Genomic DNA, 18,209 nt, shown 5'->3' with positions numbered 1-18,209 from the left:
GGCGATGGACGAATGCAGTCAACAGCGTTGACAACACCCGTGACACGCGATTAGCATCCCATCAATCCGCCTCGACGACGAGCGGTGGCGCAGCTTCGACGAACCGAGGTCTCCACGTGACAACAGCCGATACGGTCTTCACCGGCGGTGCGATCTTCACCGGCTCCGGCCATCCGCTCGACGGGTTCGCCGTCATCGTGCGTGCGGGCAGGATCGACTCCATCGTGCCGAGCGACGAGGCCGCCGCCGTGATCGGGGACGACACGACCGTCGTCGACCTCGCGGGCGCGCTTGTCGCCCCGGGATTCCAGGACGCGCATATCCATCCGGTGGGCGGCGGCATCGAGCTGCTCCAGTGCAATCTCACCGACGCGACGGATGCCGCGGACGCGCTGCGCCGGATCGCGGAGTACGCGGTCGAGCATCCGGATGGCTGGATCCTCGGCGGGGGCTGGTCGATGGATCACTTCGCGGGCGGGGCGCCGACACGGCAGGCCCTCGACGAGTCCGTTGGCGACCGCGCCGTTCTGCTGAGCAGCCGGGACCACCACAGCGTGTGGGCGAGCTCGGCCGCCATCCGGATGGCCGGCATCGACGCCTCGACGCCCGACCCGGCAGACGGCCGCATCGAGCGCGAGCCCGACGGCTCACCCGCGGGAACGTTCCACGAGGGCGCGGCCGACCTGTTCGCGTCCGTGCGCCCCGAGAACGACGACGAGCTGAGCTATGCGGGCCTGCTCCGCGCGCAGAGCGAGCTCCTCCGGCTCGGGATCACCGGATGGCAGGACGCCCTCATCGGCACGGCCGCCGGGCTCAGCGAGAATCTGGGCGCGTACCGCAGGGCTGTCGAGGAGGGGACCCTCGTCGCGCACGTGGTCGGAGCGCAGTGGTGGTCACGCTCCGAGGGTGATGAGCAGGTGGCCTCGATGATCGAGCGGCGCGATCAGGTCGCCGCCCTCGGATCCGACCGCTTCCACGTGGGAACCGTGAAGATCATGGTCGACGGCGTGGCCGAGAACGCCACCGCTGCCATGAAGGCCCCGTATCGGGATGCCCACGGGCACGACACCGCCAACCGGGGTCTCTCGTTCATCGACCCCGTGCTGCTGCGCGACTACGTCACGGCGCTCGACCGTGAGGGCTTCCAGGTGCACTTCCATGCGCTCGGCGACCGGGCCGTGCAGGAGGCGCTCGACGCGGTCGCGGCGGCCAGGGCGGCGAACGGGGCGACGGACGGGCGCCACCATCTCGCCCATCTGCAGGTCGTGGCCGAGGAGGACGTGCCGCGCTTCGCGGAGCTGGAGGCGATCGCCAACCTGCAGGCACTCTGGGCCTGTCACGAGCCGCAGCTCGATCAGCTGACCCTGCCGTTCCTGCAGGAGAGCGCGGCGAGCCGCCAGTACCCGTTCGGCGATCTCGAGCGTCACGGCACACGACTGGCGGCCGGCAGCGACTGGCCCGTCTCCAGCGCCGACCCGGTCGAGGCGATCCACATAGCCGTCAACCGTGTCTCTCCCGGTAGCGACGACGCGCCGCTGGGGGGTGCGCACCAGCGCATCCCCCTCGCCGCGGCGCTCGCCGCATACACCTCGGGCTCCGCCTATGTGAACCACCGGGATCACGACACCGGCTCGATCGCGCCCGGCTACCTGGCCAACCTCGTCGTGCTCGATCCCGACCCCTTCGCCGGGCCGGTCGAAGACATCCACCTGTCCGAAGTGGTCTCGACGTGGGTGGAGGGCGAGCCCGTCTACACGCGTGAGGGCTGACCAGCCCCGACCATCCGACAGACCCCAGCCCCCCCCGAACCCCAAGGAGCGCGCCATGACGACATCCCCCTCGAACCGGCGCAGAGCGGCAGCCGTCGCCGGCGCGCTGACCGCCGCACTGCTGCTCGCCGCCTGCTCGCCCCAGGGGTCCTCGGGCGGCAGCAGCGGCGACCACCCGAGCTTCACGCTCACCTCGAAGACCGCGGCGCCGTCGGGCGACATCCCGTCGTTCACCTGGGCGATCTACGCGGAGCCGTTCACGCTGGACTACGCGCACGCCTTCGACTACCCGGACAACCAGGTGCTCGCCAATGTGTGCGAGTCGCTGCTGCGGCTCAATCCGGACTGGACCCTCTCGCCGAGCCTCGCCACATCCTTCAGCCATCCGACGCCGCTGAAATGGGTCTACGAGATCCGTGACGGAGTGACCTTCCACGACGGGACGCCGCTCACGGCGGCCGACGCCGTGGCCTCGATGCGTCGTCACCTCGACCCGGCCGTGGGCTCGGCGTGGTTCTCGGTGTACCAGAACGTTTCGTCGATCACTCAGACGGGCCCGCGCGAGGTCACCGTCACGACGACGAGGCCGGACTCGCAGTTCAACCTGGCGATGGGCGGTTCGGCCGGCGTCGTGGAGTCGGCGGCGACCCTCGCGAAGGCGGGGGCCGACTACGGCAACTCGACCGGCGGGGTCAATTGCACCGGTCCCTTCGAGTTCACCTCGTGGAAGTCGGGGGAGAGCATCACCCTCACGCGCTACCCGGGCTACTGGGACTCGACATTGAAGGCGAAGGCGGGCAAGGTCACCTTCCTCTTCATGAACGACTCCACATCGCGCACGAACGCGCTCACCTCCGGCGAGGTCGACGGCAGCTGGATGATCCCGATGGACGCCGTGGACAAGCTCTCCGGCTCCTCGTCGGGCGGCAAGCTGTACTTCGGGCTCAACACCGCGGTGAACAGCCTCGTCGTCAGCAATCTCAAGGGACCGCTCGGTGACGTGAACGTGCGCAAGGCGCTGATGATGGCGCTCGACCGTCAGGGGATCGTCGACGCCGCCGTCAAGGGCTACGGCACGGTGACCGACGCCCTCACGACGAAGTCGGTGTGGGAGGGCGCGAGCAAGGATGCCCTCGCCACGGCGTTCACCGGGCTGCACGCCTACCCGTACGACGTGAAGGCGGCCAAAGCCCTCGTCGAGAAGGCCGGGGCGACCGGCAAGCAGATCGTCATCAGGACGGCGCCGATCGGCACCGACTTCAGTGTCGTGGCACAGGCGACGGCAGCGGCGGCGCAGTCGATCGGCCTGAAGGCGAAGATCGAGACCGTCACACCGAACGCGTACACGACCCTCTTCAGCGACCCGGCCGCGCGGGCGGGCGCCGATCTCTTCTACACCTCCTGGTATCTGTCATCGCCGGATCCGCTGGAGATGTACTCCGTGCTCCGCACCGGGGACTTCAGCAACTACGGCAACTGGTCCGATCCCTCGTTCGACGCCGTCGTGTCCGATGCTCTGGGAATCGACGACCCCGCTGCGCGCTCGGAGAAGTCGGCCGAGGCCCAGCGCATCGCCAACGATCAGCTCCCGTGGCTGCCGCTGTTCGAGTCGCCGACCTCGGTCTACCTCGGAAAGCGCATCACCGGCGTGCAGCCGTCGGTCGCGTTCCTCTACTACCCGTGGGCGGCCACCATTGGCGCCCGTTAGGCCGGCCGGCCGCGCCGAAGCGGCGGCGCAGTGAGCGTCGCCCGCCGCGTGCTCGGCAAGCTCGGCTCGCTCCTGCTGACCCTGTTCCTCGCCTCGCTCCTGGTCTTCTTCTCGCGGTTCCTGGTGCCGGGCGACCCGATCAGCTTCCTGCTCCGGGGGCGCAAGCCGAGCCCGCAGGCGGTCGCCGATCTCACGGCGCAGTACGGCCTCGACCTGCCGCCCTGGCAGCAGTACGTGAACTGGGTCGGGGGCATCCTGCACGGCGACTTCGGCCGCTCCCTGCAGTACCGGCAGGACGTCGCGACGGTTGTCGGTGAGCGCCTGCCGGTCACCTTCGGGCTCGTTCTCATCGCCGGGCTGATCATCACGGTGGTCGGGCTCGCGGCGGGCGTCGTCGCGGCGCTCAACAAGGGCCGGATGCTCGACCGCGCCGTGCTGGTCGGGCTCACCGTGCTCGCCGCGATCCCGTCGTTCGTGGGATCGATCGTGCTCATCTCGGTCTTCGCCGTGCAGCTCGGCTGGTTCCCGTCGTTCGGTTCCGGTGACGGATTCGTCGACACGATCTACCACCTCGTCCTGCCGTCGATCGCGCTCGCCATCGTGTTCATCGTGCTCGTCGGCAAGGTGACCCGCACGTCGATGGTCGACCAGCTCGCACGCGAGCACGTCGAGGTGGCCACGAGCAGGGGGCTGACGCGGGCCACCGTCATCCGCCGCCACGTGCTGCGCAACGCGATCGGGCCGATCGTGACGGTGAGCGGCGTGCTCGTCGCCGGGCTGCTGGTGGCCAGCACGATCGTCGAGTCGGCCTTCGGGCTGGCCGGGATCGGCTCGCTGCTCGTGCAGTCGGTCGACCGGCTCGACTTCCCCGTGGTGCAGGCGATCGTGCTGCTCGTCGTGACAGCCTTCGTCGTGGTCAACGCGATCGTCGACATCCTCGAACCCGTGATCGATCCGCGCTCGGCGGCAGGAGCAGGTGCCCGATGACGACTCCCACCATGGCCGTGAAGGTGCTGCGGGCATCCCGAACGCGACGGCCGGCGATCAGCTGGACCATCAGTCTCGTCGTGCTCGCCGTGATCACGCTGGCCGCGGTCTTCGCCCCGCTGATCGCGCCGTACGACCCCGATCACATCGACTTCACGGCGATCTACGCGTCGCCGAGCACCGCGCACTGGCTGGGGGCGGACGCGCTCGGCCGGGACACGCTGAGCCGGCTGATCTTCGGCGCGCGCACCGCCTTGATCGGCCCGTTCATCGTCGTGATCGCCTCCACCGCGGTCGGCATCCTGCTCGGCCTCTTCGCGGCGTGGCGCGGAGGGTGGATCGATGCCGTGCTCGGTCGCGTGTTCGACGTGCTCTTCGCGTTCCCGTCGCTGCTCATCGCCATCATGGCGGTCGCGTTGTTCGGCAAGGGACTGGTCGCACCCGTCATCGCGATGAGCATCGCGTATGCCCCGTTCGTCGCCCGGCTCACCCGGTCGCTGGTCCTCGCCGAACGCAGCCGGCCCTACGTGGCGGCATACCGGGTGCAGGGCTTCTCCGGCGGCTGGATCGCGCTGCGCCGGGTGCTGCCGAACGTCGCTCCGATCGTGGGTGCGCAGTCGACGCTGAACTTCGGCTACGTGCTCGCCGAGCTCGCCGGCCTCTCATTCCTCGGCCTGGGGGTGCAGGCTCCGACCGCCGATTGGGGCGCGATGATCAACGAGGCGCAGGCCGGAATCGTCGGCGGCCACTTCCTGCCCGCGATCGTTCCTGCGGTGGCCGTGGTGATCGTCGTCGTCGCGGTGAACATCGTCGGCGAAGAGCTCTCGGACCGGATCGGAGGCGCATCCGCCGCATGACACTCCTCGACATCTCGCAGCTCACGCTCGATCTCCCGACCGGCGCGCGGCTCCTGCACGACGTCTCGCTCCACGTCGGCGACGGCGAGACCGTCGGCCTCGTGGGCGAGTCGGGCTCGGGCAAGTCGCTGACCGCCCGAGCCGTGCTCGGTCTGCTGCCCACCGGGGCCACGGTGACCGGTGCCCTCCGGCTGGAGGGCACCGAGGTCATCGGCGCGTCCAGGCGCGAGCTGCTGCGCCTGCGCCGCTCGCGAGCAGCCATGATCTTCCAGGATCCGCGCGCCGGCATCAACCCCATGCGCACGCTCGGTGACCACCTGACCGAGGCTCTCCGCCTCGGCGAGGGCTGGTCGGCATCCGCTGCACGCGCCCGGGCGATCGAGCTGCTGCACGCCGTGCGACTGCCGCGGCCCGAGGAGCACCTGCGTCAGTACCCGCACGAGTTCTCGGGCGGGATGCTGCAGCGGGTCATGATCGCGGGGGCCCTCGCCGGCTCCCCGCAGCTGCTGGTGTGCGACGAGCCCACGACTGCGCTCGACGTGACGACCCAGGCGGAGATCATCGCGGTCCTCACCGAGCAGCGGGCGCGGCGCGGGATGGGCATGCTCTTCATCACTCACGACCTCACGCTGGCGGCATCCATCTGCGATCGCGTCTACGTCATGCGCAAGGGCCGGATCGTGGAGGAGGGGCCGGCGCGCCAGGTGTTCCGGCAGCCGCGCGCGGAGTACACGCGGCTCCTGGTCGCCGCGACTCCCACCCTCGACCTCACACAACAGGGGCCCGGCGACGAGCGCGCCGCGATCCCGGATGCGGACCCGGCCCGCCTCGTGCCCTCCGACGCGCCCGCGCCGATGCTCGAGGCGCGGTCGCTGTCGAAGACCTACCACCCGCGGGGCAAGGCGCCGGTGCCGGCCGTCCAGGACACGTCGATCACTGTCCATGCGGGGGAGGCGCTCGGCGTGGTCGGCGAGTCCGGGTCGGGCAAGTCGACGCTCGCTCGGATGATCGTCGGGCTCGAGCATCCGGATGGCGGGGAGATCCGCATCGACGGCATCGAGCGCGCCACACGGCCGCGCGGTCGCGCCGAGCGGCTCGCCCATGCCCGCAGTGTGCAGATGGTCTTCCAGGACCCGTACCTGTCGCTCGACCCGCGCATCCCGGCGGGACGAGCGATCGAAGACGCCCTGCGGCTGCACGCGCCGTTGACCTCCGGTGAAGCGCGGGCACGCGCTCTGGGGCTGCTCGACCAGGTGGGGCTGAGCGAGGAGCACGCGCAGGCGCATCCGCGCACGCTCTCGGGCGGCCAGCGTCAGCGGGTGGCGATCGCTCGCGCGCTCGCCATCGAGCCGCGCGTGCTGGTGATGGACGAGGCGACGAGCGCGCTCGACGTCTCCGTTCAAGCGCAGGTGCTCGACGTGGTCTCGGAGATCCGGCGTGCCCGCAGCCTCACGGTGCTGTTCATCAGTCACGACCTGGCTGTGGTGCGCCGCGTCTGCGAACGGGTGGTGGTGATGCGTCAGGGCCGCATCGTCGAGCGCGGGGTGACGGACGACATCCTGCGGCATCCGGAGCATCCGTACACGCGGCTTCTCATCGACTCGATCCCGGCCATCGTCGCGTAGCCACGCCGGTCAGTGGTCGCCGGAGCCCGGCTCGGAGCCTGCCCCGGGGTCCGGCTCGGCGTCCGCCTCGGAGTCGATATCCGACACCGCCAGGAGCAGTGTGTCGATCGCGGGCCCGGATGCGTCCGGTTCGCCCGGATGCGCGAGCTCGGCGGCGTGCCGTTCGACGGTCCGCGACTCCAGCACCGTGAGACCGGCCGCGCGCGCCGCCCGCTCGAGCTGTTCTGCGGTGTGCAGCACCGCAGGGTCCCGTGGACCGGGCGCGCCGGTGCCGAGGTTCGAGCGGTCATGGCCGATGACGAGCATCCGCCCGCCGGGCACGAGCCACCCTGCCACCCGACCGATGACGGCGGCGAGGTCGGGCTCGGGCAACTGGAGGTAGGTGATCGTGACGAGGTCGAACAGCTCGGCCGGAATCCAGTCGAGTGCGTCGCCGACGACCCACTCGATCTCGAGCTCCGACGCTGCGGCCCGGTCGGCGGCGATGGCGAGACCCGCAGCGGAGGAGTCCACTCCGGTCACCACCCAGCCGCGCTCCGCGAGCCAGAGGGCGTTGCGTCCGTCACCGGTCGCGAGGTCGAGGGCGCGGGCGGGATCCAGCGCCGACACGATCGCGACGAGGTCGGGTGACGGCTCGGAATGCCACAGGGCGCCGCTGTTCTTCGCGGCGGCCTCGCGGTAGCGCGCGTCCCATTCGTCCGCTCTCATGACGGCCATCCTGACAGGCGATCGCACCGAATGACACCCTCTTGCGTGTCGCCCGATTTGGGGGACAGATTCGTGTCCTCCAAACAACCTACAGAACGTTCTTTCTAGGTATGCTCAGGGACTGTCACACACCCGAGTTACAGCCTTTGCCCCACAGAATCGCGTCGGTGCTCCAACCCGGATCTCCCGGATCGCCGAACCGAAGCGGAAGGACGTATCGTGAACCACCCGAATGGAATCTCAGTAGACCCCGACATGGCAGCCCAGCGCGCCAACGCCTTGCTCGAGTCCGAAATCAAGGCCAGGATCGGCTCGGTCCGCGAGCTGGCCCAGCGCCTCAACGCCCTGGACGCCGCCATCCTCGAATACGAGGTCGCCTGGCACTCGGCCACGCAGGCCGGCTGGACCGAGGACAAGCTGCGCGACATCGGATTGCACTCGCCCGAGTCGTCGCCCGCCGTCGCAGGCCGCCGCTCGACGGGCAGCCCCGCCGAGCCCGTCTCCTCCCTCGCGCCCGCTCCCGCTCCGGTCGCCGTGGCTCCGGCCGCCGCAGCTCCGGTTGCCGCAGCTCCGGTCGCGCCCGTCCCGGTCGCCGCTGCACCGTCCGCGCCGTCGCCGTCGATCGCGCCCGTCGTGCAGCTCTCGTCCGTCTCCGCACTCACGCCGCCCTCGCTCACCCCGGTGAACGACTCGGCGCGCCCCTCTCTGTAACACCGCCCTCCCGTCGCCCCCGCTGGGAGCGACCGATCGGAAAGCGCCCCGACAGCGCACCCGATCTCCCGGCGCCACCCGACCGGCGTCTACCACCGCACCCGACCGCGGCCGACGCGCCCGACTGCGCCCACGCGCGCTCCGGCGCACCCGCATCACTCACCCGAGAACAGTCACACTGTCTACCCGAAGGACACGTCTGTGAACACCACATACACCTACAACCGCGCCCACGACGACGCCCACCTGCTCGCCCGCCGCCATGAGCGCGACCTGCAGTGGGCCAAGGAGCGCCGCCGCCAGCACGAGCGCGAGCTCGGCGAGGCCCGTCTGCTGCTCGCCACGAAGCCCATCGCGCTCGCGGCCAAGACCATCACGGTCTCCGTGCTGATGCTCCTCGCCATCGCGGGCGCGGACTGGTTCGTGCAGAGCGTTCGCCTCCCCGCCGAGTGGATGCCCACCATCCAGTACGGGGCGCTCGCCCTGGTCGTCGCCGTTCTCGTCGGTGCGCTCATCTCCCTGCGCCGGGTGCGCGCACGCCGGTCTGCGGCCAGTGCCCTGCTGGCCACGCATTCCGCGCGGCTCGCCCACACGCAGTACCACATCGGCGAGAGCGTGCACTCGTTCATCGACGCCAAGGTCGATGTGCACAACACGCGCCAGGTGCACCTGGTCTGAGACGTCGCGACGCCGTCCCTCCGTCGCGCTCGAACGAGGGGTCCCGACACGCCGCGTCCGATGGACGATGGATGGCGTGTCGGGACCCCTCGCTGCGGGCTCCTCCGGTCAGCGGCGGCGCAGGACGACCGCGACCCCCGCGCCGATCACGGCCAGTGCCGCAGCACCGATGAACAGCCACGAGAATCCGGACGACAGCGCGACCGCGGTTGACCCTCCTGCCGCGCTGACGCCGGCGGCCCGTGCCGCGGCGATGGAACCCAGGATCGCGAGGCCGAGCGCTCCGCCGACCTGCTGACTCGTGTTCACGAGGCCGCTGGCGAGACCGGAGTCGGCTGCCTCCGTGCCGTCGACCGCGAGCTGGGTCGCTGTCATGAACACCGCGCCCAGCCCGGCGCCGATCAGGATGCTCGGACCGAGCAGGCCGCCCACGAACGTCGCCGCCGGACCGGCCGCCGCGAGCCAGAGGATGCCGCCGGCGAAGACGACCAGCGCGCCGGTCACCGTGGAGCGGAGTCCCACCCGGGAGACGACCGTCGGCACGACGCCCGCGACGAGCACGAGCGCGCCGGCGAGGGGCAACTGGCTGACGCCGGCCGTGAGCGCGTCGTAGCCCAGGACCTCCTGCAGGTACACCGAGAGCGCGAAGAACAAGGCGGTGGTCGCGCCGCCGGCGAGGAGCATCACGAGGTTGCCGGTCGCGGCATCGCGGTTGAGGAAGAAGCGGAACGGCACCAGGGGATGCTCGGCGCGGCGCTCGACGATGACGAACGCCGCCAGCAGGGCGAGGGCGGCAGCGGCCATCCCGAGGGTGAGAGGGCTGGCCCAGCCGAGCTGGCCGGCGGAGCTCAGTGCGGCGACGGTCGCCGTCAGGCCGAGGGTGATCGTTACGGCTCCGGCGACGTCCATGCGCTGGGCTTCGGCCCGGGGGTCGCGGCCGACCAGCGCCGGGATGACGGCCAGCACGACGATGCCGACGGGCACGTTCACGAAGAACACCGCCTGCCAGCCGAGTGCAGCGGTGAGCACGCCGCCGAGCAGCACGCCGGCCGCGCTCCCGATCCCGGCGACGGCGCCCCAGACGCCCAGCGCCTTCGCGCGGTCGCCCGCCGAGATGAAGAGCTGAGTGAGAAGGGCGAGGGATGCGGGAGCCAGCAACGCGGCCGACGCGCCCTGGACCGCGCGGGCCGCGAGGAGCATCCCGCCTGTCGCGGAGAGGCCGGCGAGGGCAGAGGCGGCCACGAACCCGGCGACGCCGATGAGGAAGACGCGCCGGTGCCCGAAGCGGTCGGCGAGGCGTCCGCCCAGCAGGAGGAGCCCCCCGAATGGCAGCACGTACGCCGTGATCACCCAGGCGAGCGCTGCGGTGTCGAGGTGGAGCTGCGTGCCGAGCGCGGGCAGGGCGATGTTGACGATCGAGGCGTCGAGTACCACGAGGAACTCGGCGAGGGCGAGCACGGTGAGCGCCCACCAGCGGTGGGTGCTCCGTGAGCTCCCGGTGGGGGCGAGGGCGGTGGTGGTCATGGTGGGATCCTTTCGATGGTGAGTGACTGGTCAATCACTAATGGAGATGCGGAAGAGGGGTTGGTGCGGACGAGAGCGGAGGGTTCGGAGTGGGCCGGCGGGTGTCTCGGTACCGGGTGTCGGCTAGGGGTGGCGGATGCCGGCGGTCAGGAGGCGCGCCCAGTCGGCGGTCTCGCCGTCGATCCCCGTGGTGACGATCAGGTGGCAGAGCTGCCCGAAGGCGATGAAGCGCTGCACTGCGTCATCGGATGCGCCCGAACGGCTCTTCGCGAAGCGGGTGACGCGTGCCAGGCCGTGCCGCAGCGCCTCGCCGATCTCCGGCACGTCGGCCGCGGACTGCGCGTGCACCTGCAGCATCAGGAGGGAGCGGTCGCCGATCAGGTCGGCGTAGGCGTCGCCCATCGCATCGAGGATGCCGTCGGGCGTGTGGTCCGTGCCGGCCTCGGCCCCGGTTTCGAGTGCTTGCTCGATGAGATCGAAGCACCGCTCGAGCGCGGCGACGAACAGGCTCTCCTTGCCGGGGAACAGCTTGAAGACGTAGGCCGTCGAGATGTCGGCGTGCGTCGCCACTGCCGCGATCGGCGTGCCGAGGTACCCGGTCCTGCCGAACACCTCGATCGCGCTGGCGATCACGGTCTCACGCCGGGCTTCGGCGGTCGAGAGGGTGGAGCGGGAGTTCGTTGCCATGTGAGTGACTGTACACTCACTCTTCTCGTGAGGCAAGTGACCGTTGCTCACAGTGGAGCACCCGGTCTACGGTGAGCAGCATGACGGGGTGGAATCGCAGGGTGATCCGGATGTCAGCGGGGGCGCTGGGGCTGGCCGCGGTCGTCGCGCTGACGGCGTGCAGTTCCGCGCGGACCGGTTCGACGGTCGACGACCCGCCGCAGTCCTCGGCGCCGCTCGCAACGGGTTCGGTCGTCGATGCGCTCGCCCCCTCGCCGTCCGCAGTGGTTCAGACGATGAGCCCGCCGACGAAGGCCGACGTGCTCGAGGGGACGACGGCATCCGGCCTGCTCAGCATGCCCTGGGTGCTCGTGTCGTTGTCCGCCGATCATCGCGTCGCCGAGATCGTTGCGGTGACGGGCAACGGCAGCTGTGTGGTGCCCGTCGGCGTGCGCGTCCAGCGGAGTCCCGGTGCCGTGACCCTCGCCGCGCTCAGCCGGAAGGTGCCGGACCAGTCGTGCGACGCCCGCCTCGACTTCGAGCGACTGACCGTGGAACTGCCGGTCGCGGTCGGCGGCGACGTGCGACTCATCCACCCGCCGACGGACCCGGACTGGAGCAATCCCGCGTTCCTCGCCGGGCTGACCTAGCGGGGTTCGAGAACTCCGTAGTCGAGGTACACCGTGCCGTCGGTGAAGCGGTGCTCGTCGCGCAACTCGAGCCGCACGAACAGGTCGTGGGGGAGTGCGGTAGTTCCGCCGCCGACCGAGACGGGAACGACGAAGAGCTGCACCTCGTCGACGAGTCCTGCGCGGAACGCCTCGACGGCGAGTGTCGGACCCCCGACGCTGACGGCGCGATCGGCGCTCGCGGCGAGGCTCCGCACGGCATCCGGTTCGAAACGACGCTCGATGCGCGTACGCGGTGTGGATGCCTCACTGAGCGTCGACGAGTAGACGACCTTGTCGGCAGCCTTCCAGATGGCGGCGTAGTCGCTCATCGCGGCCGACTCGTCCGGGCCCGTCGGCATGGTCTGCCAGACCCGCATGGTCTCGTACATCCTGCGGCCGTAGAGGTACGTGCCGATCACGCGCTCACGGTCGTTGACGAAGGCATGGACCTCTTCGCTGGGCGCGGCCCAGTCGAAGCCGCCCGTCGTGTCGGCCGTGTAGCCGTCGAGCGACATGATCGCCGAGTAGATGATGTCCGCCATGGAGGCACCTCCCTCGGGGCACTCTACGCTGCGGCATCCGGTCTGTCAGCGACGGGTCGAGACGCTAGGCCACCGTCCCCTCTAGCCCACCGTTTGGGGGAAGAGTGCGGCCAGCGCGTGGAGCTCGTTCCCGAACAGCACCGGCACGACGAGGTCGAGCACGAATGCGATTCCGAAGACGAGCGCCACCGCGCCGGCCGCGATGACGACGAGCACCGCGAACAGCTTCAGATAAGCGTTGTCCGCGATCGTTGCGAGAGCCCCCCGGCCTCGCGTGACCTGCGCTACCGAGCCCGTGATCGGTAGATGATGGTCGAACGTCGTCATGGTCTTGCTCCCCTCACTGGCCGACTGCTCCAGTCAAGCGAGCGGAGGGCGGCGGGGCATCCACCGTGGGTCGCCCGTGAGTCATCCGCGGGTATGACTTACGGGAGGCGAGCTCCGCCCAGGGGTGGGCGGGTAGTCAGGGGAGCGGGTTCTCCCGGAGCCAGGTCAGCACCTGCTGGGCGTGCGTGTTGGGCGGGAAGATCGGGTAGAAGGCGTGCTCGATCGCGCCGTCGCGCACCACCAGGGTCAGGCGGCTGTAGAGGCGCTCGCCGCCGGCGATGAAGGTCGGCAGCCGCAGGGCGTCCGCGACGCGGTGCTGAGGATCGGAGATCATGGCGAACGGCAGCTGCAGCCGGTCGACGAGTTCGCGCTGGTAGTCGCGGCTCTGGCTCGAGAGGCCGAAGACCGCATCGACACCGGCCGTCCGCAGATCATCGAAGTGGTCGCGGAAGTCGCAGGCCTCGGTGGAGCAGCCGCGCGCGCCGGGGATGGCGTCCCAGCCGTCGGGAAGGTCGACACCCGGGCGGCCGGTGAGCGGGTACAGATAGACGATCGAGCGTGCAGAGCCGGATGCCGGGCCACCGAGGCGGGAGAGGTCGACGGTGCGCCCGTCCGTCGCCGGCAGCGCCAGTGGGGGAAGCGCCATACCGGGCAGATGATCGGCGGCGCCGTCGTCGACCGGGCGGGGGAGGCCGGATGGAAGGGACGTGAAGTCGGCGGGTGGCGTCGGGGGAGCATCCGGGAAGCCGCGGAGCGCGCTCTCGTCGAGCCGCCGGGCGAGCAGATCGCGGCGCGCGGTGAGGGTCGCGATCGCGTGGTCGAGGTCGGCGATCCCGTCGCGATAGGCGGCGAGGGAGGCGGGGCACTCGTCGCTGTGGATGTGACCGGTTCCGAGGCATTCGATGAAGGGAGTGGCCTTGCTCGGAGCGATTCCGACCGCGGCGAGTTCGCGGATCTCCGCCACCGCGCGCACGTGCTCGTCGCCGTAGTCGCGGTAGCCGTTCGAGAGCCGGTCGGGCACGACCAGGCCGAGGCTCTCGTAGTACCGCACCGCCTTCACCGTGACGCCGGCCCGCTCCGCCAGTTCACTGATCTGCATGTCGTCCTCCTCCCACAGGCTAAACCTTCCCCCACGGGTCAAGGTCAAGCTCCGCTTTCGTCGAAGGGCGGCGAACGCAGCCAAAACCGACGAGGTGGATGCGTTAGCCGCCCCTCAACGAAAAAGGGTTGAAAGCGGTGTACACTAATGATTAGTGGGCTAATGAATTGAGGAGACGATGGCCGGACGTTTCATGAGCTGGTATTCGCGCGTGAACGAGTCGCTGATCAGGGTCGCGGGCCCCGCACAGCTCGGCGCGGGCCACCCGGAAGGTCCCGACCGGCGGTCGGCCGCGTCGCCGTGCCCGATCTGCGGCAACCCGATGACCGCGCACGAGGTGCTGCGGCCCGACGGGCAGCGCGACGCCACCAGGCTGATCTGCCCGGCGACCGCCTCGGTAGGATGACGCCCGTGTCAGAAGACCTGCTCGCCCTCGAGAACCAGGTGTGCTTCGGCCTCGCCGTCGCCGCTCGGAGCGTCATCGCGCTCTACCGTCCGCTGCTCGATCCCCTCTCGCTGACGCATCCGCAGTACTTGGTGATGCTCGCGCTGTGGGAGCGCGATCCGCGCTCGGTCCGCGACCTCGGCGAGGCGCTGCAGCTGGAGCCGGCCACGCTCTCGCCGCTCCTGAAGAGGCTCGAGGCGACCGGCTACGTCGAGCGCAAGCGGAGCACGAGCGATGAGCGCGCCCTCGAGGTGACGCTCACCGACAGCGGCCGCGCCCTGCGCGCCGAGGCGGAGAAGATCCCGCCGCAGATCGTCGCCCGGCTGGGACTCCCGGTCAGCGAGCTCGTGCACCTGCGCGAGGGACTGCACGCGATCATCGCGGCGGCGGTCCGACCGGCCTGACCGTCCGGCACGTCGGAACGAGCCGCGTGATCAGAGCTCGTCGGCGCCGGTGCTGCGCTCCTCGACCCGCGCGCCGGTCGACGGGTCGATGCCGGTGCGTGTCGTCGTGGTCGTCCTGCGCCGCCGCAGCGTGAAGATCAGCGACAGCACGAACACGATCAGCCCGGCGCCCATCAGGATGTAGCCGACGATCCGCAGATCGATCCAGGCGAGCTGCACGGTGATGGCGAACGCGAGGATGGCGCCGACGACGAACACGAAGATTCCGCTTCCGATGCCCATGACGGGCTCCTTCCGACTGTGCCGCATCCCTGCTGCATCCGGGTCGCGGTGCTGCGGCACACTATACGCCGCAGCCGGCCGCGTCACTCGGCCCGCGAGAACTCCGAGGCCCTGGCCACCTGCTCCGGGGTCAGCGCCACGCCCGTGTACCGCTCGAACTGGCGGGCCGCCTGCAGTGCGATCACCTCGGCGCCGGTGATGAGGTTCTTGCCCGCCGCACGTCCGGCCGCGATCAACGGCGTCTCCGACGGGAACGCCACCACGTCGAACACAGTGGATGCCGCCGCGATGTGCTCGGGAGAGAACGACAGCACGTCGGCCGCGTCGCCGTGCATCCCGAGGGGCGTGACGTTCACGATGATGTCGAACGGCGCATCCGGTTCGTCGGCCACCCACGCGTAGCCGTAGCGGGAGGCGAGCGCGGAGCCGGCCTCCTCGTTGCGCGCGACGATGGTCACGTTCTCGAACCCGACGCCGCGGAACGCCGCGACGACCGCCTTCGCCATGCCGCCCGACCCGCGCAGCAGCACGCTCTGCGTCACGTCGAGGCGTCGCTCATCGAGCAACAGCTCGACGGCCTCGTAGTCGGTGTTCGACGCCGTGAGCACGCCGTTGTCGTTGACGACCGTGTTGACGGACTCGATGGCGAGCGCCGACGGCTCCAACACGTCGACGAGCGGGATGATCGCCTCTTTGAACGGCATCGACACCGAGCATCCGCGGATCCCGAGCGCGCGGATGCCCCGCACGGCGCCCTCGAGGTCGGTGGTCGTGAACGCCTTGTAGATGAAGTTCAGACCGAGTTCGTCGTACAGGAAGTTGTGGAAGCGGGTGCCGATGTTGCTGGGCCGGGCCGCGAGCGACATGCACACCTGCATGTCCTTGTTCAGGATGGGCATGAGGCCATCCTCTCAGAGCGCGTGAGCGATTCCGTCGACCAGGCGGTCGATCACCTCCGGTGCTCCGACGGCTCGGGTCGGGTTGAACTCGCCGATCGACAGGATGCGGAACCGCGGGTCCCGGCAGATCATCGCGAGCGCCTCGGTGAGCGCCGCGAGGGTGGGGCCCGTGTTGCGCCCGCCCGTGTCCTCGGCGAGTGGCGCATCCGTGAAGTCGAGCACGTCGACGTCGACATGCGCGACGATCGGCCCTGGACCGAGCGCCTCGAGGGCACGGGCCGCTGCCGCCCGCGGATCGTGGGCGAGGTCGTCGCTGACGGTCATCTGCAGCCCCAGCGCGTCCCGGATGCGGCGCTCGCCCGGAGTGGATGCGGACGGCACCACACCGAGCAGGTGCACGTGCTCCGGGGTCAGCAGCGGAGCGGGACCCAGCGCATCCCGCAGCTCGGGGAGGGCGCCGGGCACGTCGAGCAGGTGGGCGAGCCCCATCCAGTCCAGTGCTCCGTCCGTCGTGGTCTGCGGGGTGTTGAGATCGGAGTGGCGATCGATGTAGAGCAGCGAGGCATCCGGAGCGCGGGGGACCAGCGCGCTCATCGCACCGAGCGCGACGAGGCAGCTGCCGCCGAGCAGGAGCACATCCGCTCCGTCGTCGAGCGCGGCTCCGACCTTCTCGGCGACGGCCGTGACCGAGGTCACGACGTCGCCGAGGTTCTGAGCGAGCGGATGCTCGTCGTCAGGACTCCAGATCTGCACCGGCCCGTCACCGGCGTCGGTCACCGTGATCCCGCGCGAACGCAGGCGATCGACCAGCCCGTGCTCCCGCAGGACCGCGGGGGCGAGCTCCTGCCCCGGGGCGTAGCTCCCCGCGCTGGAGGGGGCTCCCACGATGACGAGCGTGCGGTCGTCGACGGTCATCCGCCCATCCTGCTCCTGTGTGCGCGCCCGCGCGAGGGAGGTGGACGGGCGAAGCAACCCCGGCTGGTCGTGGACCTCGCTCGGGGGTCGACGGATGCGTTCACAACTTGACTACAACCCACGGATATTGCACCCTTATCGCATGACCGCCACTTCGGGTCCGCTCGTCCGTGGCGCACGCAACCCCGGGTCGCAAGGCGCGCTGAGGCACTTGAACCAGGAACGGCTTTTCGAGTTCCTCCTGGCGAACGGCCCATCGACCCAGGCGGAGCTGGCGCGCGGAACGGGACTCTCGACCGCCACCGTCTCGAACATCGTGCGAGACATGGCGGCCAAAGGCGTCGTCGCCACCAGCCCGGTCAACAGCTCAGGGCGGCGCGCCCTCCTCGTGCGGCTGACCGACACCGGCGACATCGCCGTCGGCGTCGACTTCGGCCGGCGGCACGTGCGCATCGTGCTCGCCACACTCGGCTACGACGTGCTGGCCGAGGAGTCCATCGTGCTCCCGCTCGGCTACGACGTCAGCGAGAGCCTGACGGCGGCCTCCGAGCTGCTCGACCGGATGCTCGAGGCGGGCGGTTTCGAGCGGCAGTCCGTGCTCGCTGTGGGCGTCGGCATCCCCGGCCCCATCGACCGCCGCACCGGAACCGTGCTGCAGGGCGCGATCCTGCCCGAGTGGGTCGGAGTGAACCTCCGCGAGCTCGAAGATGCCTTCCGCTTCCCCGTCATGGTGGACAACGACGCCAATCTCGGCGCGCTCGGCGAGGTGACCTGGGGCGAGAACCGCGGGGTGCGCAACCTCATGTTCGTGAAGATCGGCTCCGGCATCGGCGCGGGCCTGATCCTCAACGGCCAGCCGTACTACGGGTACCTCGGGATCACCGGCGAGCTGGGCCACACGCCCGTCGCCGAGCACGGCATCATCTGCCGCTGCGGCAACCGCGGATGCCTCGAGACGGTCGCGTCGACGACAGTGATGATCGAGTCCCTGAGTCGTGGAGCAGAGAAGCCGATCGGCACGGCCGACATCGTCAGGCACGGTCTGGCGCGCGACCCGGCGACCCTCAGGATCGTCGGCGACGCGGGGTCGGCGATCGGCCAGGCCATCGCGAACATCGCCAACATCATCAACCCCGAGATCGTGCTGATCGGCGGCCCGCTCGCCGGTCTCGGCGATGCCCTGCTCGACCCCATCCAGCACGGGATCCTGCAGAACGCCCTCCCCGCGATCGGCGAGACGACGACGTTGCGCATGTCGTCCCTCGGCGACCGTGCGGAGTCCCTGGGAGCCGCGGCCCTGGTCATCCAGAGCTCGCTCGCAGGGCACGACTGAGGTCCACCCCGGCCGAAGCCCGTCAAGTCGTTATCAGGTCGTTGTGTTCACTATTTGAC

The 18,209-nt window shown here is 70.2% G+C and carries 20 protein-coding genes; 11 read left to right on the top strand and 9 right to left on the bottom strand.

The annotated features are described in order from the left end of the window. Positions 1-116: 116 nt before the first annotated feature. From AC1DB1_RS04295 to AC1DB1_RS04275, 5 genes are read left to right on the top strand one after another with little or no spacing between them, the layout of a single operon-like run. Entirely contained in the window at positions 117-1,769 is a 1,653-nt protein-coding gene (locus tag AC1DB1_RS04295; RefSeq protein WP_477199911.1) for an amidohydrolase, read from the top strand. Positions 1,770-1,824: 55 nt separating this feature from the next. Continuing rightward, positions 1,825-3,477: an ABC transporter substrate-binding protein gene (locus tag AC1DB1_RS04290; RefSeq protein ID WP_477199910.1), complete on the top strand. Its 1,653-nt coding sequence runs from the start codon at positions 1,825-1,827 to the stop codon at positions 3,475-3,477. A 30-nt stretch (positions 3,478-3,507) separates the two neighbouring features. After that, positions 3,508-4,464, top strand: coding sequence for an ABC transporter permease (locus AC1DB1_RS04285; protein ID WP_271176554.1), 957 nt, complete (start codon positions 3,508-3,510; stop codon positions 4,462-4,464). After that, on the top strand, positions 4,461-5,321 hold the full coding sequence (locus AC1DB1_RS04280) for an ABC transporter permease (RefSeq protein ID WP_477199909.1): 861 nt from the start codon (positions 4,461-4,463) through the stop codon (positions 5,319-5,321). The genes AC1DB1_RS04285 and AC1DB1_RS04280 overlap by 4 nt, the downstream gene beginning before the upstream one ends. Next, positions 5,318-6,946: a dipeptide ABC transporter ATP-binding protein gene (locus tag AC1DB1_RS04275; RefSeq protein ID WP_477199908.1), complete on the top strand. Its 1,629-nt coding sequence runs from the start codon at positions 5,318-5,320 to the stop codon at positions 6,944-6,946. Before AC1DB1_RS04280 ends, AC1DB1_RS04275 begins: the two co-directional genes overlap by 4 nt. A 9-nt stretch (positions 6,947-6,955) precedes the next feature. On the opposite strand, the gene AC1DB1_RS04270 is transcribed toward AC1DB1_RS04275, so the two are convergent. Continuing rightward, entirely contained in the window at positions 6,956-7,654 is a 699-nt protein-coding gene (locus AC1DB1_RS04270) for a class I SAM-dependent methyltransferase (protein ID WP_477199907.1), read from the bottom strand. Between the two features lie 255 nt (positions 7,655-7,909). On the opposite strand from AC1DB1_RS04270, the gene AC1DB1_RS04265 reads away from it, so the two are divergent. Together AC1DB1_RS04265 and AC1DB1_RS04260 are read left to right on the top strand one after the other, a co-directional pair. Then, complete coding sequence (locus tag AC1DB1_RS04265) at positions 7,910-8,365, top strand: hypothetical protein (RefSeq protein ID WP_477199906.1); 456 nt, start codon at positions 7,910-7,912, stop codon at positions 8,363-8,365. A gap of 201 nt (positions 8,366-8,566) precedes the next feature. Then, positions 8,567-9,043: a hypothetical protein gene (locus AC1DB1_RS04260; RefSeq protein ID WP_271176559.1), complete on the top strand. Its 477-nt coding sequence runs from the start codon at positions 8,567-8,569 to the stop codon at positions 9,041-9,043. A gap of 108 nt (positions 9,044-9,151) precedes the next feature. Here AC1DB1_RS04260 and AC1DB1_RS04255 read toward each other — a convergent pair whose 3' ends face one another. Both AC1DB1_RS04255 and AC1DB1_RS04250 read right to left on the bottom strand, forming a co-directional pair. Beyond that, entirely contained in the window at positions 9,152-10,567 is a 1,416-nt protein-coding gene (locus AC1DB1_RS04255; protein ID WP_477199905.1) for a DHA2 family efflux MFS transporter permease subunit, read from the bottom strand. Positions 10,568-10,690: 123 nt separating this feature from the next. Continuing rightward, a complete protein-coding gene (locus AC1DB1_RS04250; protein ID WP_477199904.1) occupies positions 10,691-11,254 on the bottom strand; it encodes a TetR/AcrR family transcriptional regulator in 564 nt (187 codons plus the stop codon). Between the two features lie 80 nt (positions 11,255-11,334). On the opposite strand from AC1DB1_RS04250, the gene AC1DB1_RS04245 reads away from it, so the two are divergent. After that, positions 11,335-11,883, top strand: coding sequence for a hypothetical protein (locus tag AC1DB1_RS04245; RefSeq protein ID WP_477199903.1), 549 nt, complete (start codon positions 11,335-11,337; stop codon positions 11,881-11,883). Here the strand turns inward: AC1DB1_RS04245 and AC1DB1_RS04240 are convergent. From AC1DB1_RS04240 to AC1DB1_RS04230, 3 genes are all read right to left on the bottom strand, one after another. After that, positions 11,880-12,446, bottom strand: coding sequence for a dihydrofolate reductase family protein (locus AC1DB1_RS04240; RefSeq protein WP_477199902.1), 567 nt, complete (start codon positions 12,444-12,446; stop codon positions 11,880-11,882). The two genes, AC1DB1_RS04245 and AC1DB1_RS04240, sit on opposite strands and share 4 nt — an antisense overlap. 81 nt (positions 12,447-12,527) lie before the next feature. Next, positions 12,528-12,773 (bottom strand): hypothetical protein, encoded by a 246-nt coding sequence (locus AC1DB1_RS04235; RefSeq protein ID WP_387843429.1) that lies wholly within the window; start codon positions 12,771-12,773, stop codon positions 12,528-12,530. Between the two features lie 136 nt (positions 12,774-12,909). After that, complete coding sequence (locus tag AC1DB1_RS04230) at positions 12,910-13,872, bottom strand: MerR family transcriptional regulator (protein ID WP_477199901.1); 963 nt, start codon at positions 13,870-13,872, stop codon at positions 12,910-12,912. A 178-nt stretch (positions 13,873-14,050) separates the two neighbouring features. Here AC1DB1_RS04230 and AC1DB1_RS04225 point away from each other — a divergent pair, with 178 nt between their 5' ends. Together AC1DB1_RS04225 and AC1DB1_RS04220 are read left to right on the top strand one after the other, a co-directional pair. Beyond that, entirely contained in the window at positions 14,051-14,278 is a 228-nt protein-coding gene (locus AC1DB1_RS04225; protein WP_271176566.1) for a hypothetical protein, read from the top strand. 5 nt (positions 14,279-14,283) lie between these two features. Then, on the top strand, positions 14,284-14,721 hold the full coding sequence (locus tag AC1DB1_RS04220) for a MarR family winged helix-turn-helix transcriptional regulator (RefSeq protein WP_477199900.1): 438 nt from the start codon (positions 14,284-14,286) through the stop codon (positions 14,719-14,721). 30 nt (positions 14,722-14,751) lie between these two features. Here the strand turns inward: AC1DB1_RS04220 and AC1DB1_RS04215 are convergent, their stop codons facing one another. The 3 genes from AC1DB1_RS04215 to AC1DB1_RS04205 all read right to left on the bottom strand — a co-directional run bounded on the left by AC1DB1_RS04215 (position 14,752) and on the right by AC1DB1_RS04205 (position 16,817). Beyond that, the gene (locus AC1DB1_RS04215; RefSeq protein WP_271176568.1) at positions 14,752-15,003 is read right to left on the bottom strand and encodes a DUF6458 family protein; all 252 of its coding nucleotides are present in this window, start codon (positions 15,001-15,003) and stop codon (positions 14,752-14,754) included. An 83-nt stretch (positions 15,004-15,086) separates the two neighbouring features. Further along, on the bottom strand, positions 15,087-15,902 hold the full coding sequence (locus AC1DB1_RS04210) for a shikimate 5-dehydrogenase (RefSeq protein ID WP_477199899.1): 816 nt from the start codon (positions 15,900-15,902) through the stop codon (positions 15,087-15,089). A 12-nt stretch (positions 15,903-15,914) separates the two neighbouring features. Then, complete coding sequence (locus tag AC1DB1_RS04205) at positions 15,915-16,817, bottom strand: arginase family protein (RefSeq protein WP_477199898.1); 903 nt, start codon at positions 16,815-16,817, stop codon at positions 15,915-15,917. 142 nt (positions 16,818-16,959) lie between these two features. Here AC1DB1_RS04205 and AC1DB1_RS04200 point away from each other — a divergent pair, with 142 nt between their 5' ends. After that, positions 16,960-18,150, top strand: a complete 1,191-nt coding sequence (locus AC1DB1_RS04200) for an ROK family transcriptional regulator (RefSeq protein ID WP_271176571.1) — start codon at positions 16,960-16,962, stop codon at positions 18,148-18,150. Positions 18,151-18,209: the final 59 nt, after the last annotated feature.

It is taken from the genome of Leifsonia sp. 10N434 (genome assembly GCF_056394405.1).
Note: the sequence above shows the minus strand (reverse complement) of the source record. Positions and strands in the feature narration are given on the sequence as shown.